This is a genomic window from Streptomyces sp. NPDC015345 (assembly GCF_043078805.1).
Classification (GTDB): domain Bacteria; phylum Actinomycetota; class Actinomycetes; order Streptomycetales; family Streptomycetaceae; genus Streptomyces.
Genome location: NZ_JBIBTX010000013.1, coordinates 98664 through 125445, shown reverse-complemented (window position 1 = coordinate 125445; position 26782 = coordinate 98664). Strand labels below are relative to the sequence as shown.

Sequence of the window (26782 nt, the reverse complement as noted above, 5' to 3'; positions counted from 1 at the left end):
CTGGCGCGGCGCCCCCTGGGAGCAGGCGGCGTCCAGGTGACCGAGCTGTCCTTCGGCGCCGCCGGCATCGGCAACCTCTACTCGCCGATCACCGACGCCCAGGCGGCCACCGCCGTCGACCACGCCTGGAACGCGGGCATCCGCTACTTCGACACCGCCCCGCACTACGGCCTCGGCCTGTCCGAACGCAGGCTCGGCAAGGCCCTGCGCGGCCGCGACCGGTCCTCGTACGTGATCTCCACGAAGGTCGGGCGGCTCCTCGAACCGGTCGACGAGGTGCGCGGCGACGACCTCGCCGACGGCGGCTTCGCGGTGCCCGCGACGCACCGCAGGATCTGGGACTTCAGCGCGGACGGCGTACGCCGCTCGATCGAGTCCAGCCTGAGCCGTCTCGGCACGGACCGCGTCGACGTCGTCTTCCTGCACGACCCCGACGACCACGGGGAACAGGCCTTCCGCGAGGGCTACCCGGCGCTGGAGAAGCTGCGCTCCGAAGGCGTCGTCGGGGCGATCGGCGCCGGTATGAACCAGTCGGAGATGCTCACCCGCTTCGTCCGCGACACGGACGTCGACGCCGTGCTGTGTGCCGGCCGCTACACCCTCCTCGACCACGGTGCCCTCGCCGACCTGCTGCCCGCGGCCACCGAACGGGGCGCTTCGGTCGTCATCGGCGGCGTCTTCAACTCCGGGCTGCTCGCCGACCCGAAGCCGGGCGCGCGGTTCGACTACACCGAGGCGCCGCCGCGCCTCCTTGAGCACGCCAGCGCCCTGCGCGCCCTCGCCGAACGGCACGGCACGACGCTGCGGGCCGCCGCGCTGGCCTTCCCCTTCGGGCATCCGGCCATCGCCAGTGTCCTGGTCGGCATCCACGCCCCGGAGCAGGTCACGGACGCGGCCGAGCAGTTCGCGGCCGAGGTGCCGGCCGCCTTCTGGCGCGAGGCACGGGAGGCGGGGCTGCTGCCGGAGGAGGTACCAGTGCCGTCAGACCCAGGAGCTCTACGAGGCCCACGAAACCCGCGAGGCCCACTAACCCCGCGAGACCCAGGAAACCCGCGAGGAGGGAACCGCCCGTGAGGGTCGCCCTGCACACCAAGGTCCGTGCCGACCGCGTCGAGGAGTACGACGCCGCCCACCGCGAGGTCCCCGCCGAACTCACCGCCGCGATCCGCGCGGCGGGCGCCACGTCGTGGACGATCTGGCGCAGCGGCACCGACCTCTTCCACCTCCTGGAGTGCGAGGACTACGCCCGCATGCTCGCCGCACTGGAGAAGCTGCCGGCGAACATCGCCTGGCAGGCCCGGATGGCCGAACTGCTCGACGTCGCGCACGACTACTCCGCCGGGGGCGCGCGGGCCGGGCTGCCCGTCGTCTGGGAACTCCCGTGACGGGCCCTCGCGCGGCCGGCCCGCTGGTCGACGCCCACCACCACGTGTGGGACCTCTCCGTCCGGGACCAGGAGTGGCTCAGCGGCGCCGCGCTCGCACCGCTGCGCAGGAACTTCTCCCTGGCCGACCTCGCGCCCGGGGCCCGCGCGGCCGGGGTCGGCGCCACCGTCCTCGTCCAGACGGTGACGGCGGCGCAGGAGACCCCGGAGCTCCTCGCCCTCGCGGCTGACAGCGACCTCGTCGCGGGCGTCGTCGGCTGGACGGACCTCACCCGCCCCGACGTGGCCGACGCGCTGGCCGGACTCCGTGAACTCCCGGGCGGCCGCCATCTGGTGGGCATCCGCCACCAGGTGCAGAGCGAGCCGGACCCCGCCTGGCTGCTGCGTCCCGACGTCCGCAGGGGCCTCGCCGCCGTCGCCGACGAGGGGCTCGTCTACGACCTCGTCGTGCGGCCCCAGCAGCTCGCCGTCTGCGCCGAGGCCGCTGCGAGCCTCCCTCAACTGACCTTCGTCCTCGACCACTTGGGGAAGCCCCCCATCGCCTCGGGGGCCCTCGAACCCTGGGCCTCGGCGGTCCGCGCGCTCGCCGCCCGCCCCAACACCGTGGGCAAACTCTCCGGCATGGTCACCGAGGCCGACCACCGGACCTGGACGGTGGACGACCTGCGGCCCTACGCCGACACCGTCCTGGACGCCTTCGGCCCCGGCCGGCTGATGTTCGGCTCCGACTGGCCCGTCAGTACGCTCGCCGCGTCCTACGCCGAAGTCCTCGACGCGGCACGGCTGTTGACGTGGGAGCTGGACACGCACGAGCGCGGGGAGGTGTTCGGCGGGACGGCGCGCCGCGTCTACGGCTTCTGAGCGGGCGGGGCGAGCTTCGTCGGTGCCAGGAACTCACGGACGTGGCTGCGTTCCCAGCAGGCGCCCGTCTCGCGCAGCTCGCGCCAGGTCGTGTACCGGTAGCGGTACAGCCGGGCGCGGATGTGCGTGGGCGGGGAGCCGGGCGGGAAGGGCGAGTGGCGCAGCAGCCGCAGCGTGTCGCGGTCGTCGTCCAGGAGCCGCTCCACCAGCGGGCCGAACCATGTGCGGGCGTACGCGGGGGAGAGCGCGGCGAACCACATCAGCCAGTCCAGCCGCAGGTGGTAGGGCGCGAACTGGCGCGGCCAGCGGCGCACGTCGCCCGGCTTGCCCTTGAATTCGTAGGCGAGCCACTCGGAGTCCTCGCGCGGCCGCGGATCCGCCGTGCCCTCGATGACGATCTCCTGGCGGACACGGCTGACGCTGCCGAACGCGCCGTACGCGTTGACGAGGTGCAGCGGGTCGAAGGAGCAGTTCATGACCTGCCGCCGGGACAGCAGGTTCCGCACGGGACGGTAGCTGAGGGCCAGGAGCCCCGCGGTGACGGCGATGACCAGCACCTCGTACCAGAGCGGGACCGGCGCGTACCGCGTCGGCGCGAGCCAGGGGGAGAAGTCCACGGCGGACACCGCGACCACGATGGTGATCCAGTTGAGCCAGGCGAAGTTGCCGGACAGGACCAGCCACAGCTGGGTCACGATCATCAGGCACGCCGCGCCCGTGGCCACCGGCTGCGGGGTGAACAGCAGGAAGGGCACGAAGAGCTGGGTGACGTGGTTGGCCGCGACCTCCACCCGGTGCACGGGCTTCGGGAGGTGGTGGAAGAACCAGCTCAGCGGGCCGGGCATCGGCTGCGTCTCGTGGTGGAAGTACAGGCAGGTGAGCTCGCGCCAGCACGCGTCGCCGCGCATCTTGATCAGCCCGGCGCCGAACTCCACGCGGAAGAGAACCCAGCGGAGCAGGAAGAGCACGAGGACCGGCGGCGCGACCTCGTCGTTGCCGAGGAAGACCGCGAGGAAGCCCACTTCGAGGAGCAGGGACTCCCAGCCGAAGCCGTACCAGGTCTGCCCCACGTTCACGATGGAGAGATAGAGCGCCCATGGGATCAGCCACAGCACCATCGCGCCCCACAGCGGGAGCAGGCCGTCGGCGCCCGCGAGCAGCGCCACGGCGACCGCGCAGCCAGTCCACGCGCAGAGCGCGAAGAACCGGTCCGAGTAGTGGAGCTGGAAGAGGCTCGGCGCCCGCCGGAACGGCACCCGCTCCACGTACCTCGGTACGGGCAGCATCCCGCGCTCGCCGATGAGCGCACGGAACTGGAGGGCGGCGCCCAGAAAGGCCACGAGATAGAGCGCTGCCAAGCCTCGCTGGAAGACCAGCCGGCTCACGCCGTACGCGTCCGCGGTGAACCAATCCACGCCTCCATTGTGCCGCCGGGTGATCCTTTCGGCTCGCGCGGCCGGGTGCCCGAGCGGACGGCGGAGCGGGGCCCGTGAACCAGTCAGCGGGCGTCCGCGGGAGCCACGCCGATCGGGCCAATCGTTCCCCGGCCCTCGCGTCGCTGCCGCCCCAGGCGTCACCGCAGTCCATTGCGCGGAATCGCAACCGCGTTCTGAAAAGGCCTGTCGAACTCTGTCAACAGTCGCATATTCGAGTGTTTTTGCGAGATGTGGAACGTGGCTCTCCGATCGCTTGAGGCATGGCGCATTCGCGACGGTAATAGGATGGCATCGAGTCAAATAGTGCTGGTGGTTGATTTCCATATATGGCAGAGTCGACTCACGGGTGGCAGGTCAAGTCAGGGGAATTGATCCAGCCGACCGTCCGGCCGGTCAAGGATCAGCCGTCAGGCACGGGGGAGACGTCGACTCATGAACTTGGTGGAACGTGGTGACGAATTCTCGATCATGGAAAGCATGCTCGGCTCGTGCGCGGGCGGGCATGGCGGAGTCCTTCTGGTAAGCGGCCCGGTGGCCAGCGGCAAAACCGCGCTCCTGCGTGCCTTCGGTGCGCGCGCCACCGCCGCAGGAGCCCTGTACTTGCAGGCCACGGCGTCGGAGGCGGAGAGCGATCTGACCCTTGGCGTCATGGGGCAGCTGCTGCTCGGCGCCGGGCTTCTGGGCGCGGACGCCCGGCGCGCGCGCCGCCTCCAGGGTCTCGCCACGGAAGCGGCACAACCGGAGTGCGCGGGCGCACTGTCCGCCGCGGCGATGAACGAGATTCCCGAACTCTGCGGGATTGTGCTTGAAAAGGCCAGAGAAAGCACGGTGGTGATCGGAATCGACGACGCGCACCATGCCGACAGCGCGTCCCTGGAATGCCTGCTCTACCTGGCACGCCGACTCGACGTGAGCCGCATTCTGGTCGTCCTCGCCGAGAACAGTGGTTTCCTGGCCCGCAATACGCGATTGCGCGTCGATTTGGTGCGCCTGCCGGGCTGCCGCAATATCAGGCTCGGTCCCCTCCAGCGGCAAGGAGTGGCCGAAATGATCTCAGTATTCGGTGAACCCGGGTGGCGCACGCGCAAGCTCGTCTCGCAGCTCCACCAGATGGGGGGCGGCAGCCCGCTGCTGACCCGCGCGCTGATCGAGGACCACCACACCTCGGCCACCGCACGGGGCGCCGACACCGATCTGGTGCCCGGCGAGGCCTTCGTCCAGGCCGTGGCGACCGGCCTCTACCGCAGCGACATCGCCACGCGGCGCACCGCCTGGGCGCTCGCCGTCGCCGGCCCCGACGTGTCCCTCGCCGAACTGGTCGAAGTCCTCGGCGGCACCCGGGAGTCGCTCCACCGCAGCCTGCGCGCGCTGAACGACGCGGGCCTGCTCGACGCCGGCTGGTTCCGCCACGAGGCGGGACGCGCCGCGGTGCTCAGAAGCATGGACCCCGCCGACCGCGGCCGCCTGGAGACCCGCTTCGCCCGCGTCCTGCACGAGCACGGCGCCGCCGCGACCGTCGTCGTCCGGCATCTGATGGCGGCCGGGAAGGTCGACGCACCCGACGCTCCCTGGGCGGTACGCACCCTCATCGAGGCGGCCGACCGGGCCCTCGCCGATGACGACGTCGAGCTGGCCCTCAGCCGCCTGCGGGTCGCCCGCGACTCCCGCACCGACACGCGCCAGACACTGGAGATCCGGGCGGCGCTCACTCGGGCCGCCTGGCGCGTCAACCCCGCCGGCGTCGCCCAGCACCTGCCCGAGCTGACCGCGGCCGCGCTGGACGGGCGGCTCGGCACCCGGCACGCCGACGAACTCGTCGGCCACCTCCTCTGGTTCGGCCATGTGGAACGTGCCCTGGACGTGCTGCGCGCCGCCGAGCGCCGCGGCGAACCCTTCGGACAGCCAGGTCCCGGCGCGCCCCACCGGCATGACTGCCCGCGCCGCTGGATGGCGTACGCCTATCCGGGCCTGCCCGCCTCGGCCCGCGCCTGCCTCGGCGACGACCCGGAACCGGGGACACCCGAGCACGCCGCCCCGGAACACGCCCCGTCCCGGGCGCGCAGCCCCCACCAGCGCGCAGCCACCCTGATGAAGGCGCTCCTCGCGGGGGCGGACGGACAGGACGGGGAAGTCATCGGTCTGGCCGAGCAGATCCTCCAGAGCACCCGCCTCGACGACAGCACCCTGACGGCGCTCCTGATGGCGCTCAACGCCCTGGTCCTCGCCGACCGCCTGGACATCGCCGCCTTCTGGTGCGAGACCCTGCGCAGGGAAGCCGCCGAGCGGCGCGCCCCCATGTGGCAGGCGCTCCTCGCCTCCGCCAAGGCCCGCATCGAGCTGCGCACGGGCGCGCTCACCGCCGCCGAGGAGTCGGCGCGCTCGGCGCTCACCCTGGTCCCGGCCGACGGCTGGGGCGTCGCCGTCGCATCGCCGCTCGCCACCTCGGTGTACGTCAAGACCGTCCTCGGCCGGCTCGACGAGGCCGCCGCCCACCTGGGCGCCGCCGTCCCCGACCCGGCGTTCCAGACCCCCGACGGGCTGCTGCACCTGCGCGCCCGCGGCCACTACTACCTCGCCGCCAAACGCCCCTACGCCGCGCTCGACGACTTCCTCACCTGCGGGGACCTGATGACGCGCTGGGAGTTCGACCTGCCCGCGCTGGTGCCCTGGCGCACGGACGCCGCCGAGGCCCATCTGTCGCTGGGTGACAGAGACCGCGCCCGGGCCCTGGCCGAGGAGCAGCTCGCCCTGGTGGGCCGGGGCTACCGCTGGGTGCGCGCCGCCACCCTGCGCGTGCTCGCCGCCACCCTGAGCGCGGCGCACCGGCCGCCTCTGCTCGCCGAGGCCATCGAGATCCTGCGGGAGCGCGGGCACCGGCTCGAACTGGTCCGGGCGACGGAGGAATCGGCGCGCACCCAGCGCGAACTGGGCAAGAGCGGCCAGGCACGCGCGCTGGCCCGCAAGGCGCAGGAACTGGCCGCGGAGTGCGGCATGCCCGTCCCCCGGGCGCCGGCCGCCGACACCAGCGGCCCGCTCCCCGCGGAACAACCGTGGTCGTCCGGGCACCGACGACATCCCGAGGAACTCAGCAACGCCGAACTGAGGGTGGCCACGCTCGCCGTCCGCGGCCACACCAACCGCCAGATCGCCGACAAACTCTGCATCACGATCAGCACCGTCGAGCAGCACCTGACCCGCGCGTACCGCAAGCTCGCCGTCCAGCGGCGCGCCGACCTCGCGGCGAAGCTCAGCCCCTTCACGGACCGGGGCGGCCGCGAGGGGCCCGCGACGCACGACGCCTGCGACCGGATGCACGTGGGATAGACGGTGGAGGAGCACGGTCGTCTTTTCTACGCGGCGCACGGTCACACCACGGTCCGAAGATCTGTGACCCGCGCACAGGTACGCTCTTTCCACAGTCCGGGGGCGAGGGGCAGAGCCCGGTACGGGGGCGGCGACCGGCGTTGTGACCGGTGCGTGACGGGGTTTCGGGCACCGTGGTCTTCATGATCAGTTCTCGGATCCCCTTCCCGCCGCCCGTGCCGCGCTCGGCGAGGGGTGGACGATGAGGGTCTTGGTGGTCGAGGACCACGCCGAACTCGCCCAGTCGGTGGCGCGGGTGCTGCGCCGGGAAGGGATGGCGGTCGACGTCGTCCACGACGGCTCCGACGCCCTCGAACGCACCTCCGTGACCGACTACGACGTGGTCGTGCTCGACCGCGACCTGCCCGGCGTGCACGGCGACGAGGTCTGCCGCAAGCTCGCCGAACAGCCCATGCAGGCCCGTGTGTTGATGCTGACCGCCTCCGGCACGATCGCCCACCGCGTGGAGGGCTTCAGCCTCGGTGCCGACGACTACCTCCCCAAGCCGTTCGCCTACGCCGAACTGGTCGCCCGCATCCGCGCCCTGGCCAGGCGCTCCCAGCCCGCGCTGCCCCCGGTCCTGGTCCGCGGCGACCTCAGACTCGACCCGGCGCAGCGGGTCGCGTCGCGCGCCGGGGAGCGACTGCCGCTCACCCCCAAGGAGTTCGCGGTCCTGGAGTACCTGCTCGCGGCCCAGGGCCGGGTCGTGTCGGCCGAGGAACTCCTGGAACGGGTGTGGGACGAGGCGACCGACCCGTTCACCACCACCGTCAAGGCGACGATCAACCGCCTGCGGCCCAAGCTCGGCCACCCGCCCGTCATCGAGACCATTCCTCGGGGCGGCTACCGGATTTGAGGGGTCCATGCGCCTGCCCTCGCTCGCAGCCCTGGCGCCCGCGGCCCGGCGCCGCCTGACGCCCCGGCGCGTGGGCGTACGCCTCACGCTGCTGTACGGCGCGCTGTTCGTGGTCTCGGGGGCGGTCCTGCTCGCGATCACCTACCTGCTCGTCGCCCGGTCCCCGGTCAGCGGCGTCCTCGTCGGGGACGCCGGGAGCGCGCCGCTCCCCGCGCCGGGCGGCGGCATCCGGGTCGACGAGGGACTGCCCGGCGCCCACGCGCCGTCCGTGCCCGGCGACGTCACGGCGCAGCTGCGCGAGCAGGCATCCCGCCAACGCCGCGCCGACTTGCGGCAGTTGCTCGTCCAGTCGGGGACCGCCCTCGCACTCATGCTGGTCGTCTCCGCCGTGCTCGGCCGGTTGATCGCCGGCCGGGTCCTGCGGCCGCTGCGCGCGATGACAGGCTCCATCCAGCGCATCTCCGTCCGAAACATCCATGAACGGCTGGCCGTGGAGGGCCCCGCGGACGAGTTGAAGGTCCTCGCCGACACCGTCGACGGGCTCCTCGGCCGCCTCGAAACGGCGCTCGACGCCCATCGGCGCTTCGTCGCCAACGCGGCACACGAACTGCGCACCCCGCTCACCCTGGAGCACGCGCTGCTGGAGGAGTCGCTCATCGACGGCGAGGCCACCACCGAGTCGTTCCGGGCGAACTTCGAGCGGCTCCTCGCGATCAGCGAACAGCAGGCACGGCTCCTGGAATCGCTCCTCACCCTCGCCGGCAGCCAGCGGGGCCTGGACCACAGGGAGCCCCTGGACCTCGCCCTCGTCGCCGAATGGGTCCTGCACGCCGCACGCCCGGAGATCGAACGGCGGAATCTGCGGGCCGACTCGGCGATCGGGCCCGCGGCCACCGTGGGCGATCCCACTCTTGTCCAGAGCCTGGTGACCCACCTCGTGGACAACGCCGTACGCCACAACGCGCCCGGCGGACAGGTGGAGATAGCGACCCGCACCCGGGGCGGCCGCGCCGTCGTCGCCGTGGCCAACACCGGCCCTCCGGTGCCGCCCGAGCGGGTGGATCTGCTCTTCGAGCCCTTCCAGCGGCTCGGCCGCACCGCGGGCGGGGGCCACGGGCTCGGCCTCGCGATCGTCCATGCCATCGCCACCGCCCACGAGGCCGCGATCAGCGCCCGAGCCCGCACCGGCGGCGGCCTCGCGGTGGAGGTCGCCTTCCCGAGCGGAGTCGCGCAGTTGGACAAGGGCGCGGGACTCCATTGAGGAAAATCCGCCGCCCTCCTACGGTGGAACCCCGGTGAATAGCCCCGAATTCCGCGCCCGCCTCTCAAGGTTTAGGGGCTCCCGGGGGCCCGGGGTCCCGGATATCGCATCGATCCACCCGCACGCACAGGACCGCACGGGAAATCCGCGAAGGACCGGTGCGCACCGCGGACGGGGACGCCACCGTGAGCCGCGGCGTGACGCGTACGATCGTCGGCCTCGCGCGGTCCGCGGCCGAAGTGCGGGCCGGTAGGGGTGACTAGGGGTGGTGGAACCTGTGAGCGAGCTATTAGTGAGGGGTACCAGCGCAGAAAGCGCGTTGTTAGGGTAAACGTGTCCGGTCGGGCGGAAATTGCCCCCCGATCGCACATTCGGCGAAATGTTCGACTCGGCTTTCTCATCAGGTGATTGAACACGTCGCCGCGATCCGGGAGAACCACCGCTGCGGAGCGCGCAGCGCATTCGTTTCAGGGGCCCTCGGCGAAGGGCGGACGCGTACGGGGCGCGACCCACGAGGAATCGTCGTACTCATCCGGGAGACGTGGCCCAGCCGGGTCCGACCGGCGGTCGCGGGAGGGGCGCGGCGGTGAGGCGTGAGTCGTTCAGTGTGCCGGGACGCACACCCACGGGGGACATGAAGAGCTTGAGGGGGAGTTGAGTTGGCAACACCTGGGCACGAACCGTTCGACCAACTGATGGTCGTCGAGGTCGAGATCGGCTCGCTGTCGACGACGGATTCACCGCGTACGTCCGGAGTGGACCCGGACCACGTGGAGGCACTGGCGGTCGTTCAGACGCCGCTGCCGCCCATCACCGTGCACCGGTCCACGATGCGGGTCATCGACGGCCTGCACCGGCTGCGTGCGGCCGAGCTCCGCGGGCATCGCAAGATCGCGGTGAAGTACTTCGACGGAGCCGAGGACGACGCCTTCGTGCTCGCCGTCGAATCGAACATCACACACGGCCTGCCCCTGTCCACGGCTGACCGCAAGCGCGCGGCCACCCGCATCATCGCCTCGCACCCGCAGTGGTCGGACCGGATGATCGCCTCGGTGAGCGGCATCGCCCCGGGCACCGTCGCGGACCTCCGCAGGCGGGAGCCGGGCGGCGCCGCGGCCGACGGCAGCAGGATCGGCCACGACGGGCGGGTGCGGCCCATCAACGGCGCCGAGGGGCGCAGGCTCGCCAGTGAGCTGATCGCCCAGAACCCGGGCCTGTCCCTGCGCCAGGTGGCCCGCGTCGCGTCCATCTCCCCGGAGACGGTCCGCGACGTGCGCAACCGCATGATGCGGGGCGAGGACCCGGTGGCCCGGCGCGGCAGGCAGCCGGGAGGCGAGCACCGCGTCATCGCCCCGCGGGTCGCCCGCCGCCCCTCGGCCGTGCCCGCCCGGGACGCGGCCCAGGACCGGGCCGCGGCCGTCAAGCGCCTCAAGGCGGACCCGGCACTGCGCTTCAGCGAGATCGGCCGCACGCTGCTGCGGCTGCTCAACATCCACACGATCAGCATGGAGGAGTGGGACCAGATCATCGACAAGGTGCCGCCGCACTGCCGGGGCGTCGTCGCGTACCTGGCGGGCGAGAGCGCGGAGATGTGGACGGAGGTGGCGGTGCGCGTGCAGGACAAGGTCGCCGAGTCGGCGTAACCCCGCCGACCGATCAGTGGGCGACCGGTCAGCCGACCGCAGCCGAGGTCACCGAGGCGGCACAGCGCGCCCCGGCCGTCCAACCGGGCACACTCTCCGGTTGGACGGCCGGGCACGCGGGCCCGCCCGGCGCCCCGCGCGCCGCTTCCCCCACGTGCGCGCACCCGGGGCTCCGCCTAGCGTGGCCCCATGGACGCGGGTACCGGTTGGCACGACCCGACGGGGCACTGCCGCTGTGCACAGCCGGCCGCGGAGCCGACCGGCTGCTTCATGGAGCTGTACGGCGCCGCGCTGCGCATGGGCTGCTTCGACTGGGACCTCGACACAGGCCTCATGTGCATGGACGCCACCGCGCACGAGGTCTTCGACGTACGTCCCGAGGAGTACGACGGCCGGCCCGAGACCCTCGCCGCACGCGTCCCGCCCGTCGAGGCGCACCGCCTGGACCAGATCGTCGCGCACGCCCTGAAGGACGGCAGCCAGACCTACGGCGCCTACTTCCGGGTGCGCTGCCGCGGCGGCCCGCTGCGCTGGACCCACACCCACGGCTGCATCCGGCGCGACGCCACCGGCCGCCCCCGCCGCATCGTGGGCATCGTCAGGGACGCCACCCGCGAGCTCGGCGACACCCCGCCCGCCGCGCGAAAACCCGCCAACGAGGACGACGAGGACGCCGAGCGGCGCCGCACGACCAGCATCGTCCAGGGCACCACGGCGGCGCTCGCCCACGCCCGTACGGTGCGCGACGTCATCGACGTACTCAAGGACACCCACGGCCTCGCGCACCTCGGCGCGTCGAACCTCGTCATGGGCCTGGTCGAGGCCGGGCGGATCCGCCTGGTCGCCGAGGGCCCCGCGGGCAGCTTCGTACCGGGCACCCGGGTGACCCGCATCGACGAGCCGTACCCCATGAGCGAGGTCGTGCGCACCCTCGCGCCGCGCTACATCGAGAGCGCCGAGGAATTCGCGCGGTCCTATCCGCTGCTGTGGCCGCACATCGCCGGTCTCGGCATCACCTCGGCCGCCTACCTGCCCCTGATCGCGCAGGCCCGGCCCATCGGGGCGCTCGGCCTGCTCTACCAGCACAAGAGCGGCTTCACCGTGGAGGAGCGCAACGTCCTGGTCGCGCTCGGCAGCAGCATCGCGCAGAGCCTCCAGCGCGCCATGTTCTACGAACAGGAGAAGGACCTCGCCCAGGGCCTCCAGCAGGCGATGCTGCCGCGCACCATTCCCGGGGTGCCGGGCGCCGAGATCGCCGTGCGCTACCGCGCGGCGGCGCTCGGCCGGGACATCGGCGGCGACTGGTACGACGTGATCCCGCTGCCCGGCGGCCGGGTCGGGGCCGTCATCGGCGACGTCCAGGGCCACGACACCCATGCGGCGGCCGTCATGGGCCAGCTCCGCATCGTGCTGCGCGCCTACGCCGCCGAAGGGCACATGCCCGCCGTCGTCATGGCCCGCGCCTCCGGTTTCCTGCACGAGCTGGACACCGAGCGCTTCGCGACCTGCCTGTACGCGGAGGCCGACCTGATGACCGGCGTGGTGCAGTTCGTCCGGGCCGGTCACCTCGACCCGCTCCTCCAGCTCGCCGACGGCTCCTGCCGCCGGGTCCCGGTCGACGGCGGCCTGCCGCTCGGCCTGTCCGCCGAGTTCGGACGGCTCGACTACCCCGTCACCACCCTCGAACTCGACCCGGGGCAGACCCTGTTGCTCTGCACCGACGGCCTCGTCGAAGTGCCGGGCGCCGACCTGGACGACGGCATGCAGGCCCTCGCCGAGCTGGCCGCCACCGGCCCCCGCGACCTGTCCAAGCTCGCCGACCGGCTCTGCGGGATCGTCGACGGCAGGGGCGGGGACGACGACGCCGCGCTGCTCCTGCTGCGCCGCCGCATGATCGACGCGCCCCGCTCGGGGGGCCGCCTCCAGCAGCACGTGGCGCCGAGCGACCCGGAGGCGCTCACCGAGGCCCGGCACATGATCAGGGCCGCGGTGCGCGCCTGGGGCGCGGGCGAGCGGGCCGACGAGATCGAGCTGGTCGCCGACGAGCTGATCACCAACGCGCTGATGCACACCGACGGCGCCGCGGTCGTCACCCTGCGCGTCCTGAGCGGCGCGGACCGGCGGCTGCGCGTCGACGTGGAGGACTCCTCCAGCGCCCTGCCACGCCGCCGCGAGGCGGGCGAGGAAGGGGTCTCCGGCCGCGGCCTGCTCCTGGTGGACCTGCTCGCGGACGTGTGGGGCGTCGACGCGCGCGGCGGCGGCAAATGCGTGTGGTGCGAGTTCGTCGTGCCCGCGAGAAACGAGCGGGTGTGAGGGAGAGCGGGTGTGAGGGAGAGCCATGCCGGAACTGCCCGAAGTAGAGGCGCTCAAAGCCTTTCTGACGGACCAGCTGGTCGGCCGCGAGATCGTACGCGTGCTGCCCGTCGCGATCAGCGTCCTCAAGACGTACGACCCGCCGCTCACCGCCCTCGAAGGCCGCGCGGTCACCTCCGTGGCACGGCACGGCAAGTTCCTGGACATCGACGCCGACGGCTTGCACCTCGTCACGCACCTCGCCCGCGCCGGCTGGCTCCAGTGGAAGGACCGGCTGCCCGACGGCACCCCACGCCCCGGCAAGGGCCCGCTCGCGCTGCGCGTCGCCCTGGACACCGGGGAGGGCTTCGACCTCACGGAGGCCGGCACCCAAAAGCGCCTCGCGGTGTACGTGACCGAGGCACCGCAGGAGATCCCGGGCATCGCCCGCCTCGGGCCCGACCCGCTCGCCCCCGACTTCGACGAGGAGCGGTTCGCGCGGCTCCTGGCGGGCGAACGGCGGCAGATCAAGGGAGCGTTGCGAGACCAGAGCCTGATCGCCGGCATCGGCAACGCGTACAGCGACGAGATCCTGCACGCGGCCCGCATGTCCCCGTTCAAGCTGACGTCACGTCTCACCGAACAGGAGGTGCGCGGGCTGCACCAGGCGCTGCGGACCACGCTGACGGAGGCGGTGGAGCGCTCGCGCGGTGTGGCGGCGGGCCGTCTCAAGGCGGAGAAGAAGAGCGGGCTGCGCGTGCACGGCCGCACCGGTGAGCCGTGTCCCGTGTGCGGCGACACGATCCGGGAGGTGTCCTTCGCCGACTCCTCCCTCCAGTACTGCCCCACCTGCCAGACGGGCGGGAAACCGCTGGCGGACCGGAGGCTCTCGCGGCTGCTGAAGTGAGCGCCCTCCGCGGCGTTGTGCCGCTATGGCCGTAGCGTCAGCAGCCGCTCCCCGTCCGCCGTCCGCACCTCGTACCGGTCCGTCCGCTCCGGCCGCAGCGCCGCGGCGGCCGGCACCTCCACGGTCCGCGCCGCGCGGGTGTGCCAGGTCGCGGCGGTGTGCTCCGCGCCGTCCCTGCCGACGGCGACCAATGCGCAGACCCGCGCTTCGGGGGCCGGGACCCTGACCGTGAGTGCGAGCTCCGTGCCCCAGGCGCGGTCGCGAGCCGTCAGCGTGCCGGCGACCCCGCTGCGGGCGTCCCGCGCGCTGATCCGTTCCGGACCGGAACCGGCGGCCGCCATCAGCGCCACGGCGGGCGCGCCGAGGACGAGTACGACGGCGAGGACGAGCGCGCACCGCCACGCCCCGCGCCGCACCGCGTGCCGCCGGCCGACCTCGCGCAGGGCCCCCTCCAGGAGCGCCGCGCCGGGTACCGCGCACGGCGCCACCGCGGCGGGCGTCGCCCGGTCGTAGCACGCCAACTGGCGTGCGGGAAAGTCAAGTTCATCGAGCGCGAGGACGCACGCGGGACACCCCACGAGGTGGTCCTCGAACCGGAACGCGTCCGCCTCGTCCAGCACGCCGAGCGCGTAGGCACCGGCGTCACGGTGCCGCTCCAGGGACCTCATGGCGTTCCTTACGTGAGAGGTGCTGCTTGCCCTCCGGTACGCAAGGGGCCGCCGAATCACTCAAGGGGCGCTCCTCAGAACAGGTGGATCGCGAGGTGTCCGAGCGGCAGCCCGAGCCGCCAGGCGGGCGTCCACACCTTCGGCCCGTCCTCCTCGCCGCCCGGCAGGGCCCCGCCGCCCGGCACGGCGTCCAGATCCGGCGCGAGCAGCTCGGTCTCCTCCAGCCACCGCCAGGCCAGCTCGGCCAGCTCCACGTCGGGGCCGGGCCCGGCCTGCCCCGCGGCCTCCTCCAGGAGCAGTTCCATGCGCTCACGCACCCAGTCCTGCCAGGCCTGGTCGTACTCCGTCAGGGAGAGCCACGTCTCCAGCTGGGTGATCACCCGGATCCCGGAGAGCTCACCCCGGCTGTCCGACAGGAAGATCGTCAGCGCGAGCGCGTCACGCCCCGCGCGGTACTCGAACGATGTGGGCGGCATCAGATCGCCCGTGCGCAACAGCTCGTCGGCGATGTACTCGGCGTACAACCACGCCATGGGCACCGTCAGTTCGCCGCCGCCCTGGGGGCCCTCGGTGTTGCCTCTGCTCTCGTGCAGCATCCCGCTCCGCCTTCCTCCGGTCCGTGCGCGTCACCGGCCTCTGGCCCCCCAATTCCGGAACACGGACGAGGACAGCCGATTACTCAACGGGGGTGCTGAGCAAGGCGTTTTACGGAGCCTTGACCCGGCGGACGGTTTCCCCGCAGGTGAGCAGCCTTGTGTTGTTCGCGTCACAGGGCCTAATGGTTTGACTCCCTTTCGGGGACTGCGGCGGTATAGCTGCCTGTTTCATCGCCAACTCCGTACATCTATTCATATCACCTGACATCCACCCTTTCGCGGAGCTTGATCGATGACGCAGCACGCAAGGAATGCACAGCTCACAGGGGTCGCAGGCACCCCACGGGCCACACCTCGTCCGAGGCCGAGGCCGGCGCCCCGGGCCGGGCGGCGGCCCGTGGCCATTGCCGCGACGGGCGCGGCCGCGGCTCTCCTCATCACGGGCACCTCGTCCTGCGCGCCGCAGCCGGAACGGCGGCCCGCCGAGTCCGCCGCCCCCCGGGGCGACTCACACCGCACCGGCCCCTCGGACCCCGGCCCGGCCCACTCCCCGGCGAGCGGCAGCGCGGTCGAGCGGCGCGGCTTCACCCTCGTCGCCTCCGGGGACGTCCTGCCGCACTCCTCGGTCATCCGCCAGGCCGCCGCCGACGCGGCCGGCAACGGCCACGACTTCGTACCGATGCTCAAGGGCGCCAAGCGGGTCGTCTCCCGGGCCGACCTCGCGATCTGCCACATGGAGACGGTGTACGGCGAGAAGGGCGACTACAGCGGCTACCCCGACTTCAAGTCCCCGCCACAGATCGCCCGCGCCCTCAAGGCCACCGGGTACGACTCGTGCTCGACCGCCTCCAACCACTCCCTGGACGACGGCGCGGCGGGCGTGCGCCGCACCCTGGACGCGCTCGACGAGGCGGGCGTCAAGCACGCCGGAACGGCCCGCTCCGCCGCCGAGGACAAGAAGCCGGCGTGGCTGCGGGCCGGCGGCGCCAAGGTCGCGCAGCTCGCGTACACGTACGGCACCAACGGCTACCCCATGCCGAAGGGCAAGCCCTGGTCGGTCGACTTGATCGACCGCGGCAAGATCGTCACGGACGCCCGGGCGGCACGGAAGGCGGGCGCGGACGTGGTCGTCGTCAGCCTGCACTGGGGCACGGAGTGGCAGGACGCGCCCGACCGGAAGCAGCTGAGCCTCGGCAAGCGGCTCACGAAGTCCCGCACGGGCGGCCGCCCGGACATCGACCTCATCATCGGCACGCACGCGCACGTCCCCCAGGCGTACGAGAAGGTGAACGGCACCTGGGTCATCTACGGCATGGGCGATCAGATCGCCGGCAGCATGACCAACTACGAGGGTGCCCGTGACCCGCGCGGCAACCAGAACTCCATCGGCCGCTTCACCTTCGCGCGACCGGCCGCGCCGGGCGGACGGTGGAAGGTGCGCAAGGCCGAGTTCATCCCGATGTGGTTCGACCCGGCCGCGGGCCGCGTCGTCGACCTCAACGCCGCACTCGGCCGCAGGGCGGACGTCCGCGGCGTACGCGACCGGATCCGCCGCGTGGTGCTGAGCAGGGGAGCGGGCAAGGACGGCCTGGTGATGGGCGAGTAGCGGGGACTACTCGACGGCGTCCCGCTCCGCCTTCGCCAGCTCCGACTTTCGGTAGGAGTAGCCGAAGTACACGACGAGACCCAGGCCGAACCACACGGCGAACCGCGCCCAGGTCTGCCACTGGAGGAACGTGATCAGCCAGAGCGAGAAGACGACGCCGATCGCGGGCACGAACGGCATGCCGGGGCAGCGGAAGGTGCGCGGCAGATCGGGGCGCTTGTAGCGCAACACGATCACCGCGACGCACACCACGACGAACGCCAGCAGGATGCCGATGTTGGTGAGTTCGGCGGCCTCGCCGATCGGCAGGAACCCGGCGATGGCGGCCGACGCGATGCCGACGATCCACGTCACGCGCGTCGGCACGTGCCGGGTCTCGTGCGTCTTCGCGAACCACTTGGGAAGGAGACCGTCCCGGCTCATCGAGAACCACACGCGCGTGCAGCCGAGCATGAACGTGAACATCACGGTGAGGATGCCGATGATCGCGCCGACCGCGATGATGTCGGCGAGACCGCCGAGCCCCACCGACTTGAAGGCCGTGGAGAACCCGCTCTCCGGATCGACCTCCGTGTAGCTCTGCATGCCGGTCAGGACCAGGCAGGCGAGCACGTACAGCACCATCGAGATGGCGAGGGAGTAGAGGATCGCCTTCGGCATGTGCCGCTGCGCGTCCTTGGACTCCTCGGCGGCCGTGCTCATGGCGTCGTATCCGAAGACGGCGAAGAACACGGTCGCGGCCCCCGTGAACGCGCCGCTGACCCCGTAGGGGAAGAACGGGTCGTAGTTGCCGGTGTCGATGTGGAAGAAGCCGACCGCGATCACCACCAGCACCACGAGCACCTTCAGCACGACCACGACCATCTCGAAGCGCGCGGCGTTCTTGATGCCGAGGGTGAGCAGATACGCGATGAACAGGCACAGCACGGCGGCGAAGAGGTCGACCTTGTGGCCGTCGCCGGTGCCGGGCGCCCCCATCATCCACGCCGGCAGCTCCGCGCCCATCTCCTCGACGAGGAAGCCGAAGTACCCCGAGATGCCGATCGCGACGACCGCGACGATCGCCGTGTACTCCAGGAGCAGGTCCCAGCCGATGAACCAGCCGGTCAGCTCGCCGAGCACCACATAGCCGTACGTGTACGCGGAACCGGCCTTCGGGATCATGCCCGCGAACTCGGCGTAGGAGAACGCGGCGGCCGCGCTCGCGACCCCCGCGATCAGGAAGGAGATCAGCACCGCGGGCCCCGCCGTGCCGTTCGCCACGGCTCCCGCGAGGCTGAAGATGCCGGCGCCGATGATGCCGCCGACGCCGATGGCGGTGAGCTGCCAGAGACCGAGGGAACGCGACAGGCCCCCGCCCGCCTCCGTCTCCTCGATGTGCTCGATGGGCTTGCGGCGCAGCACGCCCTGCCCCATACGGAGTCCCGCCATGAGCTCCACCTCTTCGCAGAAGCCGATCGGCTGATGGCGGATCATGATGGCCCAGCGGGCGACGGGACGGAAGACGCCACACCCCTATGTGCACGAGGCGTTCATCCGGAGCGGGGCCGTCAGGGCACCACGGTGACCGGCCAGCGGCCCGCCTTCACCAGACGCACGGCGACCGAGCCGACGATGCGGTGGCCCGCTTGCTCGGAGGCGCCGACGACCACGGCGTCGGCCTTCAGCTCGTCGGCGGCGGTGACGAGGCCGCTGTAGGGGTCGCCATGGAAGGTGTGGAACTCCCATCTGACGTCGAATATGTCCTTCACCCGCTCGGCCGCGGCCCTGATCTCCGCGATGAGCCCCTCGGCGATCTCATCCGTGGTGTCGGCCACCGGCACGCCGAGCGCGGCGCCCGCCGCAAGGACCGGCTGGATGTAGACGACGGCGAGCAGGGCCCGCTGACGCCGGGCGAGGCCGGCGGCGTACGCCGCGGCCCGCAGCGACGAATCGGAGCCGTCGACTCCGGCGACGATCACCTTGGGCCCGTCGGTGCCGCGTTCGAATTGGTGGGACTGGTCTTCGCTCACGCCGAGAGGTTAACGGAGGCACACCGACCGCTTGTGGGCAGGCGCGCTCCGCTTGTGGGCAGGCGTTCCGCGCACTTGCCCTGGAGCTGCTCGGGACGCTCGCGGCTGCGGCGTTCTTCCGGTCGGTCGCCACGGGCCGTGTGTGGCTGGTCGCGCAGTTCCCCGCGCCCCTTCGGGGCGCTTCTCGCCCGCCGCGTCTGATCGGGTGCTTTCGGGGGCCGCCCCGGTGTTGTTGTCCCGCACGGGCCTTCGGCCGTGCGACGGATTAGTCATGAAAGACGATCAGCTGACTCCAGGGCGCCGGATGGTGCTCCGCGCCGCCGCGGCACTCGGCCTCACCGCGACCGCCGGCTGCGCGGGCACGGACCCCACGGCCGCCCCGGGCCCCACCGCGCCCAGCGGCGCCGCCGCCGCGGGCCCACCGGCCGCGCGCCCCCTCAAGCCGTCCGCGTACCGCCTCCAGCCCATGGCCGGCCACGGCCCCCCACGTGCCGCGCGCGCCCTTCCGCGCGTCCGCAAGGCCCCGATCCTGCGCCTGGACCGGCACGACCGCTCGATGGTGCTGACCTTCGACGACGGACCCGACCCCCGCTACACCCCGGCCATCCTGCGAATCCTGCGCCAGTACGGCGTCCGCGCCATGTTCTTCGTGTGCGGCGAGATGGCCGCCGACAACCAGGACCTGCTCCGCGAGATGGCCGACGACGGGCACGTGATCGGCAATCACACCTGGAACCACCCGCTGCTGCCCAAGCTCAGCCGGGCCGCCATGCGCCGGCAGATGGAGAGCACCTGTGACGTCATCGAGCACGTGACCGGCGAAGCCCCCGCGTGGTTCCGGGCCCCCTACGGCGCGTGGAACCGCAACGCCTTCCAGCTGGGCGCCGAGTACGGCATGGAACCGCTCGCCTGGACCGTCGACACCCTCGACTGGACGGAGCCGGGCGCGAGGGCCATCGTGCGCCGCGTGCACGCGGGCGCGGCTCCCGGTGTCGTCGTGCTCTCGCACGACGCGGGCGGCGACCGCTCGGGCACCGTCGCCGCGCTGCGCACCTACCTCCCCGACTTGCTCGCGTCGGGCTACCGCCTCACGGTGCCGAACCGCTACGCGATGTGACGCCGCGTCCGCCCGTCCGTCCATCCATCCGTCCGCCCGCCCGGTCCGCGTGCCGGCGCCCTGTCAGGGCAGTGTCAGCGCACCGCGGTCAGGCGGGCGAAGACCACGACGTTCCCGTCGTATCCGGACTGCTCGGAGAAACCGCCGCCGCAGGTGATGACCCGCAATTCGGGAGTTCCGCTGTTCCCGTAGACGCGCTTTCCCGGGAAGTCGTCCTTCGCGAACACCTCGATGCCGTAGATCTCGAAAATCGCGGTCTTCTTGTCCTTGCGCCTGACCTCGACGTGGTTTCCCTTCTTCAGGGAACCGAGGCCGTAGAAAACGGCGGGGCCCTGCTGGTTGTCCACATGGCCGACGACCACCGCCGTGCCCTTCTCACCCGGCGAGACGGCCCCCGTGAACCAGCCCGCCAGGTTCGGGTCCTCGGGCGGCGGCGCGTCCACCCAGCCCTCGGCGTCCAGGCCCACCGGGATGACCGGGGCGTCCACCTGGATGCCCTTGATGCGGATGCGCTCGGCGGGCGAGTAGATCAGCGGTGCCGGGGCGTCGGGGCCCGCCTCGGGCGTGTGATCGGCCGCCGCGGCGGAGGCGGGCTGCGGCGGGCCCACGTCGAATTCCCCCGAGCCGTTGCGGATCAGCGCGAGGCCGGTCAGCAGGACAAGCGCCATCACACCCCACGGGGCGCGCTTCTTCTGCTTTTCGTCCTCCTGGGCATCCTGAAAGTCGAAATCGTCGGCCGGATGGGACGAAGGCATTCTCTATCCCCTCTCAACGCGGCGGGCGCGCCGCGTCCGTAGCGCGTACGAGAACGCTAAGCGCGGGGCGAGCGGGGTGCGAAAGGGCGGGAGCGAACGGGTGGCGGCCCCCGTCGGGTGCGCCATCCGGGTCGGCCCCCGACAGGAAATTTCTGACGGTCCGTGACCTGCGGTGATGCCCGCCGACGCGGACACGTCCCGGCGTGTCGTCTCACCAGGACGGCCGATTCCCGAAATGCGGGCCCGGCTGCCGCATCTGAGGGTCTGTCTGGGAGGCGCTCTCACCGATCGACCGGGGACGGTACCCCCGGGGCGCCTTTCGCGGAGGATTGCCATGCGTACTTCTCGTATGCGTACCACTCGTGCCCTCGCGGTCGCCGCCGCGGCAGGCGCGGTCGTCGGGCTCGCCGCCCCGACCGCTTCCGCGTGGGCCGACCCGACCAACATCGTGGCGATGCCGAGTGTGATCCCGAGGGGCGGGCACCTGACCGTCACGGTCGACGGATCGTCGTGCCAGCACGGCGGCAAGATCACCTCGCCCGCCTTCTCGGACGCGCACCTGCACGCCATCCACGGCGGCACCACGTCGAGCGCCACCGCCGTCATCCACAAGCACGTCACTCCGGGCGCGTACGACATCACGGCCCACTGCGGCGGCAAGACGCTCATGCGCCCGGCCGCTTTCACCGTCATCCACGGAGGTGTGCGCGGTGGCTTCGGCGGCACCTCGCAGTCGGGGGCGAGCGGTACCGACATCGCGATCGGTGGCGCGCTGGTGGCCGCGGCCGTCGTCGGCGGCGGGGTGTTCTGGATGCGCCGCCGGTCCGAGAACCGGGTCTGAGCCGGCGGGCGGCCCGGCGCGCCCCCCTTCCGCGCCGCGGCCCGCCCGTGACACCGCTTCGCCCCCGGGACTCGGACGTCCCAGGGGCGAAGCGGGTCAGGAGTTGCTCTCGCCGGTGCGGCGGCGGGCCTTGTAGTACGCGGTGCCGACGGCACCCAGGATCAGGGCGCCGCCGAGGGCGATCTCGTGCAGGTCGAGTCCGCCGAAGCTGCCGCCGACACCGGCCTTGACGCCCTTGTGGACGGGGTTCTGCTGGTTCGGGTTCCGCTGGTCCGGGTTCCGCTGGTCCGGGTTCTGGTGGCCGTTGTTGTCGGGACGGCCGGTGGCGATGGTGAGGTCCGTCTTGCCGATCTCGCCCTTGCAGTCGAACGTCACCTCGTACATCGCCCCCGGCTTGGCGTCCCAGAACACATGGGCCGTGGTGGACGTCTGGCCCTTGGGGATGTGGGCGTCGTCGAAGATCCCGGAGGTGACCTTGGTGTCGCCCTCGCAGCCGTCGACGCTGAGGGTGACCTGTCCGCCCGCGGCGATCGTCGAGGGGGTCACGCGGAAGCCGAACGAGGTGATGTTGTTGTTCTCGTCGCCCGTGACGGCCGCCGACGCGGGTGGGATCGTCAGGGTCAGGACGGTGGCGGTGAGCAGAGCGGCGGAAGCGACGCGTATCGCGTGCATGGGTGGATCCTCCGGGTCTCCGAGGAGCGGCCGCGGACCTTCTTCCGCTGACGCCTGGAATGCACCTCGATGCCGGAAACGCTAGGTATGCTCCCGCGCGGCCGCGATCGGTGTCGTGCGAACGGGGCAACCTGGTACGCCTATCGGGCGAACGGCCCGGCGTGGCGCACCGGTCGGGTCCGGCGCGCATGGGAACGGGCAGAGCCCAGGGTTCAGGGCCATACGTGGGGCTCGCCGCGCCACTCGACGAGGCACGGGTCGTCGAGCGCGAGGTCGGCCTCGCCGAGCCCCGCGCGCCGCAGGAACTCCTCCAGGTCGCGGTCGCCGTGCGCGACGCCCACGTCCTGTCCGCGCACGGTTACCCGCCGCCCGCCGTCGGCGGCGGGCGGATGGACGACGATCGGTGTCTGCCAGGCCATGGCACCAGAATGCGCCGGACCGACGCGCGGCGCAGCAGGGTTCACGGCCATCGGAGGCCGGTACAGGCCTGTGCTCCGCCCGCCCCGCCTTGCCGCGGCACGGATACGCCTCACCTCAACACCGCCCGGTCAACGGCGAGTTGGCGCGGGCTTGGCGGGCGGCTGGGCCGCCCACTGCGGCGTCCAGATGCCGTCATCGGGGCGGCCGGGGTAGGCGGCGGTGAGGTGGTCACGCAGCGCGATGAGCGCCGGGTGGGGGTTGTCGGTGCGCCAGATCAACGAGTGCGGGTAGACCGGGGTCGGGTCGCGCAGGGGGATCCGCCGCAGGTCGTGGCCGGCGGGCCAGACCAGCGGAGTCTGCTCGCTGACGAAGGTCGCCAGCGTCGAGGAGGCCGCGATCGTGTCGAGGAGGGCTTCGATGCCGAAGTCGGGGCCGACCGCGTCGACGGTGAGACCGAACGAGGCGGCGAGGTCGTCGTAGTAGGCGGCCCACTCGGTGCCGGGCAGGTTGCCGGGCATCCAGATCCGGCGCCCGGCGAGCTGCGCGGGCGAGATCGAGGGGGCCGCGGCGAACTCGTGGTCCGGTCCGGTGAACAGGTACAGCGGCTCGTCGAAGACCGCGGTGGCCGCCACCCCGTCGGGAAGCGGCCGCCCCGGCATGGTCACGGCGCGGAAGGTCGCGTCGATCGTCCCGGACCGTACGGCGGCGATGGCCGTGGCGGAGTCGAACAGGGTCACGACGTCGAGCTCGGTCTCGGGGTACGCGCGATGGAAGTCGCGCAACAGCCCCGCCACCGAGACCCGGCGGCCGATCACGTCCACCCGCAGCGCCCGACGCCCCGGCCGCACGGAAGCGGCGGCCCGTTCCTCGGCCTGGAGGAGAGCGCGGGCGTACGGCAGGAACGCCTGCCCGTCGATGGTGAGCCGGGCTCCACGGGCCGTCCGGCTGAACAGCCGCACGCCGAGGTCCTTCTCCAGCGCGGCGATGCGCTTGGAGACGGCCTGCGGCGTGATCGACAAGTTGACGGCGGCTTCTTGGAACTGCCCCGCGTCCACGGCGGTGACGAAGGTGCGCACGGCGATGAGATCCACGGCGGTCATCCTAGCCGGACAACCAAAAGTTGCCTTCGGCCCAGCCGAGCAGGTGTTGATTACGGTTTTCGGCGCTCAATTGGACGATGCTGAACAACGCAGGGTTGATCGAGTTTCCATCGTGTCCGAAGTGAAGGGCACGTTCTGAGCCGAGGCCCGTGGACGGGCCCGGCATGAGCGGCGGCATCAGCCGCCGAGGTGTGGGAAGAGCGCCCTGAACGGTTCCGCCGTCGCCGCGATGCCCCGGCTGTACGGGGCGTCGAAGTCCCAGATCAGGAAGAGCAGGAAGGCGAACAGGGCGGAGAAGAGGCCGGCGAGGAGCAGTTCGCGCGGCGTACGGCGGATCTGTAGCGCGAAGATCATGCCGATCGTGACCAGACCCCCGATGATCAGGCCGAACCACACCACGCCCGGCATGGTCGCCCCCACGCTGTCCGCCCGTGAGCTGCGCGCGTCGTCCGCGGCTGCCACCTCGTCGACCAGCGGCTGGTACGCCTGGGCCTCGAAGTCCGATTTCGGTTCGTAGTCGGTCACATCATGGCGGATCCGGGCCAGGAGATCCGCACCGCGATCGGTGAGTTCCCCCTTGGACTTCATGGCGTCCCACTCCTTGGTGACGACATGGCTGACATATGTGTGGACATCGGCGCGAATACGGTCCCTGACGTCCTCCGGATACACCCGGGCGCGCTCCGAGACCTCGTGCAGGGCCTGGGCCTCGACGCGGACGTGTTCCTGGGCGGCGCCGCGCGCCTCCCAGACGCCCGCGATGGCCAGACCGAGGACAATGGCGTACACGACACCGATCATCATGGTCATGTACTCGATGACGTCCGGGGTCTCCGACGCGTCGTAGTCCGCGCCGGTCCTGCGGTGCCGCAGCAGGGTCACGACGAGCACGACACCGCAAGCGGCCGCCATCGCGAGGGTGAGAACAAGCCATTCCGACAAGGAAACCTCCGGCGGGTCAGCGCGGGCGGAGCGCGGCGACGGCGAGCACCGCGGGCGCCGTGATGAGCAGGGTGAGCGAGACGAGGGACGGGCCGCTGCGGCGCGGCTGCTTACGGGTCGGGGCGTGGTACGCCGGATAGGTCACGGGCGGCGGTGGCTTGGACGTTCTGGTGCGCGCGGGAGGCTTCGGCTTCGGCTCCGCCGTCGGCTTCGGTTCCGGCGCGGGTGGTGGCGGGGGCGGGGTGAGGGACGGCGCGGGCTCGGGCGCAGGCTTCGGCGCGGGCGGCGGTGCCTGGGCCTTCGGAGGAGGCGGCGGCTCGGCGGGCGGCGGAGGAGCGGGTGGTGAGGGAGGCGGAGGTGGCGGCGGGGGAGGCGGAGGTGGCGGTGGCGGCGGGGGCTTCGGGCGGTGCGTCGGCCCCGCCGAGCAGTCACCTCCCCCCGCCACGGCCACCGCGCCGCCCCCCGAGGACGAACCGCCCTTGCCGATCGACGCGTACGCGCAGTCGGCGGCCACGGCCGCGCCGGTGGTGACGCAGGCGCCGATCAGCAACGCCAGTGCCAGGAGCGTGAGTACACGCGTGGCGACGGACGACAGGACCCGCGAAGTTCCATGCACGACGGAGATCATGGGCGCCGTCCACCTCATGCATGCCGCAAGGCGGCGGAATGCCCCGAAGGGAGGAGGCGCCACCGCCCCCCGGTTGACGCCGCCCGGCCCGGGGACGCCCGCCCTGTACGCCCGGACCACGCAAAAAAAGTTTGCGGACCGATTGAACGCGACGGCCGCCCCCGCCCGTACCTAGGGCCATGTGTGACGCAAAACGGCGCCACAACACCCAAGCGGACAGCGGGAGTTACAGATGCGGCATCCAAGTGGGCGAGCCCCTCGGGCCAGGCGGAGCGCCTCGCTCGTAGCGACGGCTGCGGCCCTGCTGGCGCTGACGACGGCGTGCGGCCAGGAGAAGGGCGACCAGTCCCCGAACGGCCAGAACGTGGGCAACGAAGCGCCCGCCAAGGGTGACGGATACGGCGCGGGCGACGGATACGGAGCCGACTCCGGCGCCGCGGACGACGGCGCGGGCGCCAAGGCGAAGCCGGCCGGTCAGCTCGCCGTATGGGACAGCAAGAAGCTCGGAAAGGTCGTCACCGACAGTGCGGGCTTCACGCTGTACCGCTTCGACAAGGACACCGCCCAGCCGCCCAAGTCCAACTGCGACGCCGCCTGTCTGAAGCTCTGGCCGGCCGCGCCCGCCGAGGGGGCGAAGGCCGCACCGGGCGTCGACGGGTCCCTGCTCGGCGAGGTCACCGGCGTCGACGGCACCAAGCAGCTCACCATCGACGGCTGGCCGATGTACCGGTACGCGAAGGACACCAAGCCCGGCGACGCCAAGGGCCAGGGCGTCGGCGGCGTCTGGCACGCGGCGGCCCCCGACGGCAAGAAGGCCGCGCCCGCGGTGGCCGGAACCGCCCCCACCGAGAGCGCCCCGGACGGGGCCGCCCCCGCCGACCCCGCGGGCCTGTCCACCCGCAAGGACCCGAAGCTCGGCGAGATCGTCGTCGACAAGAACGGCATGACCGTCTACCGCTTCACCAAGGACTCCGCCTGGCCGATCAAGTCCAACTGCGTGGGCGCCTGCGCCGAGAAGTGGCCCGCCGTCGCCCCCGTCGACAAGGCCGACACCAAGGGCATCGACAAGAAGGGCTACATGACCTACGACCGTCCGGACGGCGGCAAGCAGCAGACGATCGACTGCTGGCCGCTGTACACCTTCGCCGGCGACAAGAAGCCCGGCGACACCAACGGGCAGGGTGTGGGCGGCACTTGGTACGCGGCGAGCCCTGACGGCAAGGCGGTGGGCGCCCCCCGATAACCCCCCAGACCCCCCACGGTGCACGGCCGGCCGGTCCGTTCCCCCTCCTCCCCCACAGAAGGGAAGGGGAACGGACCGGCCTTCGGTGTGGCGTACGGCACTTGCCAAAGGCAGTGACCGAGAACGGACGGCCAATTTCCGTTTTGACTCGCTCCCTTGGCGGACGATCAGTAGCCTCA

25 protein-coding genes are annotated in these 26782 nt (G+C 72.0%); 14 read left to right on the top strand and 11 right to left on the bottom strand.

The features are described from left to right. From ACF062_RS36745 to ACF062_RS36735, 3 genes are read left to right on the top strand one after another with little or no spacing between them, the layout of a single operon-like run. Complete coding sequence (locus tag ACF062_RS36745) at positions 1 to 1074, top strand: aldo/keto reductase (protein ID WP_392144318.1); 1074 nt, start codon at positions 1 to 3, stop codon at positions 1072 to 1074. Beyond that, the gene (locus ACF062_RS36740) at positions 1071 to 1385 is read left to right on the top strand and encodes an L-rhamnose mutarotase (protein ID WP_392144203.1); all 315 of its coding nucleotides are present in this window, start codon (positions 1071 to 1073) and stop codon (positions 1383 to 1385) included. Before ACF062_RS36745 ends, ACF062_RS36740 begins: the two co-directional genes overlap by 4 nt. After that, on the top strand, positions 1382 to 2245 hold the full coding sequence (locus ACF062_RS36735; RefSeq protein ID WP_392144201.1) for an amidohydrolase family protein: 864 nt from the start codon (positions 1382 to 1384) through the stop codon (positions 2243 to 2245). The genes ACF062_RS36740 and ACF062_RS36735 overlap by 4 nt, the downstream gene beginning before the upstream one ends. Here ACF062_RS36735 and ACF062_RS36730 read toward each other — a convergent pair. Further along, complete coding sequence (locus tag ACF062_RS36730; protein WP_392144200.1) at positions 2233 to 3660, bottom strand: lipase maturation factor family protein; 1428 nt, start codon at positions 3658 to 3660, stop codon at positions 2233 to 2235. The genes ACF062_RS36735 and ACF062_RS36730 overlap by 13 nt on opposite strands. A gap of 453 nt (positions 3661 to 4113) precedes the next feature. Here ACF062_RS36730 and ACF062_RS36725 point away from each other — a divergent pair, with 453 nt between their 5' ends. The 6 genes from ACF062_RS36725 (at position 4114) to ACF062_RS36700 (ending at position 14003) form a co-directional block, all read left to right on the top strand. Continuing rightward, entirely contained in the window at positions 4114 to 7005 is a 2892-nt protein-coding gene (locus ACF062_RS36725; protein WP_392144198.1) for an AAA family ATPase, read from the top strand. Positions 7006 to 7246: 241 nt separating this feature from the next. After that, the gene (locus ACF062_RS36720; protein WP_320589032.1) at positions 7247 to 7900 is read left to right on the top strand and encodes a response regulator transcription factor; all 654 of its coding nucleotides are present in this window, start codon (positions 7247 to 7249) and stop codon (positions 7898 to 7900) included. Between the two features lie 7 nt (positions 7901 to 7907). After that, complete coding sequence (locus tag ACF062_RS36715) at positions 7908 to 9161, top strand: sensor histidine kinase (RefSeq protein ID WP_392144196.1); 1254 nt, start codon at positions 7908 to 7910, stop codon at positions 9159 to 9161. Between the two features lie 659 nt (positions 9162 to 9820). Beyond that, positions 9821 to 10804, top strand: a complete 984-nt coding sequence (locus ACF062_RS36710; protein ID WP_392144194.1) for a ParB N-terminal domain-containing protein — start codon at positions 9821 to 9823, stop codon at positions 10802 to 10804. Positions 10805 to 11074: 270 nt separating this feature from the next. Continuing rightward, complete coding sequence (locus tag ACF062_RS36705; protein ID WP_392144316.1) at positions 11075 to 13117, top strand: SpoIIE family protein phosphatase; 2043 nt, start codon at positions 11075 to 11077, stop codon at positions 13115 to 13117. 25 nt (positions 13118 to 13142) lie between these two features. After that, on the top strand, positions 13143 to 14003 hold the full coding sequence (locus ACF062_RS36700) for an Fpg/Nei family DNA glycosylase (RefSeq protein ID WP_392144192.1): 861 nt from the start codon (positions 13143 to 13145) through the stop codon (positions 14001 to 14003). Positions 14004 to 14026: 23 nt separating this feature from the next. Here the strand turns inward: ACF062_RS36700 and ACF062_RS36695 are convergent, their stop codons facing one another. Next, a complete protein-coding gene (locus ACF062_RS36695; protein ID WP_392144190.1) occupies positions 14027 to 14671 on the bottom strand; it encodes a zf-HC2 domain-containing protein in 645 nt (214 codons plus the stop codon). Between the two features lie 74 nt (positions 14672 to 14745). Next, complete coding sequence (locus ACF062_RS36690; RefSeq protein WP_392144188.1) at positions 14746 to 15267, bottom strand: hypothetical protein; 522 nt, start codon at positions 15265 to 15267, stop codon at positions 14746 to 14748. A gap of 397 nt (positions 15268 to 15664) precedes the next feature. On the opposite strand from ACF062_RS36690, the gene ACF062_RS36685 reads away from it, so the two are divergent. Next, positions 15665 to 16873 (top strand): CapA family protein, encoded by a 1209-nt coding sequence (locus ACF062_RS36685; protein ID WP_392144187.1) that lies wholly within the window; start codon positions 15665 to 15667, stop codon positions 16871 to 16873. 6 nt (positions 16874 to 16879) lie between these two features. Here the strand turns inward: ACF062_RS36685 and ACF062_RS36680 are convergent, their stop codons facing one another. Continuing rightward, on the bottom strand, positions 16880 to 18304 hold the full coding sequence (locus tag ACF062_RS36680; RefSeq protein ID WP_392144185.1) for an amino acid permease: 1425 nt from the start codon (positions 18302 to 18304) through the stop codon (positions 16880 to 16882). Between the two features lie 119 nt (positions 18305 to 18423). Continuing rightward, entirely contained in the window at positions 18424 to 18885 is a 462-nt protein-coding gene (locus ACF062_RS36675; RefSeq protein ID WP_392144183.1) for a universal stress protein, read from the bottom strand. A 271-nt stretch (positions 18886 to 19156) separates the two neighbouring features. On the opposite strand from ACF062_RS36675, the gene ACF062_RS36670 reads away from it, so the two are divergent. Beyond that, complete coding sequence (locus tag ACF062_RS36670; protein ID WP_392144181.1) at positions 19157 to 20002, top strand: polysaccharide deacetylase family protein; 846 nt, start codon at positions 19157 to 19159, stop codon at positions 20000 to 20002. 74 nt (positions 20003 to 20076) lie between these two features. On the opposite strand, the gene ACF062_RS36665 is transcribed toward ACF062_RS36670, so the two are convergent. Continuing rightward, the gene (locus tag ACF062_RS36665) at positions 20077 to 20757 is read right to left on the bottom strand and encodes a class F sortase (RefSeq protein WP_392144179.1); all 681 of its coding nucleotides are present in this window, start codon (positions 20755 to 20757) and stop codon (positions 20077 to 20079) included. 349 nt (positions 20758 to 21106) lie between these two features. On the opposite strand from ACF062_RS36665, the gene ACF062_RS36660 reads away from it, so the two are divergent. Continuing rightward, the gene (locus ACF062_RS36660; RefSeq protein WP_392144177.1) at positions 21107 to 21598 is read left to right on the top strand and encodes a hypothetical protein; all 492 of its coding nucleotides are present in this window, start codon (positions 21107 to 21109) and stop codon (positions 21596 to 21598) included. A gap of 96 nt (positions 21599 to 21694) precedes the next feature. Here the strand turns inward: ACF062_RS36660 and ACF062_RS36655 are convergent, their stop codons facing one another. The 3 genes from ACF062_RS36655 to ACF062_RS36645 all read right to left on the bottom strand — a co-directional run bounded on the left by ACF062_RS36655 (position 21695) and on the right by ACF062_RS36645 (position 23781). Continuing rightward, positions 21695 to 22270, bottom strand: coding sequence for a hypothetical protein (locus ACF062_RS36655; RefSeq protein ID WP_392144175.1), 576 nt, complete (start codon positions 22268 to 22270; stop codon positions 21695 to 21697). A gap of 212 nt (positions 22271 to 22482) precedes the next feature. Next, on the bottom strand, positions 22483 to 22689 hold the full coding sequence (locus ACF062_RS36650; protein ID WP_223778379.1) for a hypothetical protein: 207 nt from the start codon (positions 22687 to 22689) through the stop codon (positions 22483 to 22485). Between the two features lie 129 nt (positions 22690 to 22818). Continuing rightward, on the bottom strand, positions 22819 to 23781 hold the full coding sequence (locus ACF062_RS36645) for a LysR family transcriptional regulator (protein WP_392144173.1): 963 nt from the start codon (positions 23779 to 23781) through the stop codon (positions 22819 to 22821). Here ACF062_RS36645 and ACF062_RS36640 point away from each other — a divergent pair. Then, entirely contained in the window at positions 23771 to 23929 is a 159-nt protein-coding gene (locus ACF062_RS36640) for a hypothetical protein (protein WP_392144172.1), read from the top strand. The genes ACF062_RS36645 and ACF062_RS36640 overlap by 11 nt on opposite strands. 38 nt (positions 23930 to 23967) lie before the next feature. On the opposite strand, the gene ACF062_RS36635 is transcribed toward ACF062_RS36640, so the two are convergent. Both ACF062_RS36635 and ACF062_RS36630 read right to left on the bottom strand, forming a co-directional pair. Then, positions 23968 to 24732, bottom strand: a complete 765-nt coding sequence (locus ACF062_RS36635; RefSeq protein ID WP_223778381.1) for a DUF4239 domain-containing protein — start codon at positions 24730 to 24732, stop codon at positions 23968 to 23970. A gap of 16 nt (positions 24733 to 24748) precedes the next feature. Then, on the bottom strand, positions 24749 to 25360 hold the full coding sequence (locus tag ACF062_RS36630) for a hypothetical protein (RefSeq protein ID WP_392144171.1): 612 nt from the start codon (positions 25358 to 25360) through the stop codon (positions 24749 to 24751). A gap of 232 nt (positions 25361 to 25592) precedes the next feature. Between ACF062_RS36630 and ACF062_RS36625 the strand changes: the two genes are divergently transcribed. Further along, positions 25593 to 26603, top strand: coding sequence for an SCO0930 family lipoprotein (locus tag ACF062_RS36625; protein ID WP_392144170.1), 1011 nt, complete (start codon positions 25593 to 25595; stop codon positions 26601 to 26603). The last annotated feature ends 179 nt before the right edge of the window (positions 26604 to 26782 follow it).

Coding starts and splice junctions, on each gene's coding strand:
- ACF062_RS36725 (WP_392144198.1), top strand. CDS start 4,114: ATGAACTTGGTGGAACGTGGTGACGAATTCTCGATCATGGAAAGCATG.
- ACF062_RS36720 (WP_320589032.1), top strand. CDS start 7,247: ATGAGGGTCTTGGTGGTCGAGGACCACGCCGAACTCGCCCAGTCGGTG.
- ACF062_RS36715 (WP_392144196.1), top strand. CDS start 7,908: ATGCGCCTGCCCTCGCTCGCAGCCCTGGCGCCCGCGGCCCGGCGCCGC.
- ACF062_RS36705 (WP_392144316.1), top strand. CDS start 11,075: ATGGAGCTGTACGGCGCCGCGCTGCGCATGGGCTGCTTCGACTGGGAC.
- ACF062_RS36700 (WP_392144192.1), top strand. CDS start 13,143: ATGCCGGAACTGCCCGAAGTAGAGGCGCTCAAAGCCTTTCTGACGGAC.
- ACF062_RS36695 (WP_392144190.1), bottom strand. CDS start 14,671: ATGAGGTCCCTGGAGCGGCACCGTGACGCCGGTGCCTACGCGCTCGGC.
- ACF062_RS36690 (WP_392144188.1), bottom strand. CDS start 15,267: ATGCTGCACGAGAGCAGAGGCAACACCGAGGGCCCCCAGGGCGGCGGC.
- ACF062_RS36680 (WP_392144185.1), bottom strand. CDS start 18,304: ATGGCGGGACTCCGTATGGGGCAGGGCGTGCTGCGCCGCAAGCCCATC.
- ACF062_RS36670 (WP_392144181.1), top strand. CDS start 19,157: ATGAAAGACGATCAGCTGACTCCAGGGCGCCGGATGGTGCTCCGCGCC.
- ACF062_RS36665 (WP_392144179.1), bottom strand. CDS start 20,757: ATGCCTTCGTCCCATCCGGCCGACGATTTCGACTTTCAGGATGCCCAG.
- ACF062_RS36660 (WP_392144177.1), top strand. CDS start 21,107: ATGCGTACCACTCGTGCCCTCGCGGTCGCCGCCGCGGCAGGCGCGGTC.
- ACF062_RS36655 (WP_392144175.1), bottom strand. CDS start 22,270: ATGCACGCGATACGCGTCGCTTCCGCCGCTCTGCTCACCGCCACCGTC.
- ACF062_RS36650 (WP_223778379.1), bottom strand. CDS start 22,689: ATGGCCTGGCAGACACCGATCGTCGTCCATCCGCCCGCCGCCGACGGC.
- ACF062_RS36640 (WP_392144172.1), top strand. CDS start 23,771: ATGAGATCCACGGCGGTCATCCTAGCCGGACAACCAAAAGTTGCCTTC.
- ACF062_RS36630 (WP_392144171.1), bottom strand. CDS start 25,360: ATGATCTCCGTCGTGCATGGAACTTCGCGGGTCCTGTCGTCCGTCGCC.
- ACF062_RS36625 (WP_392144170.1), top strand. CDS start 25,593: ATGCGGCATCCAAGTGGGCGAGCCCCTCGGGCCAGGCGGAGCGCCTCG.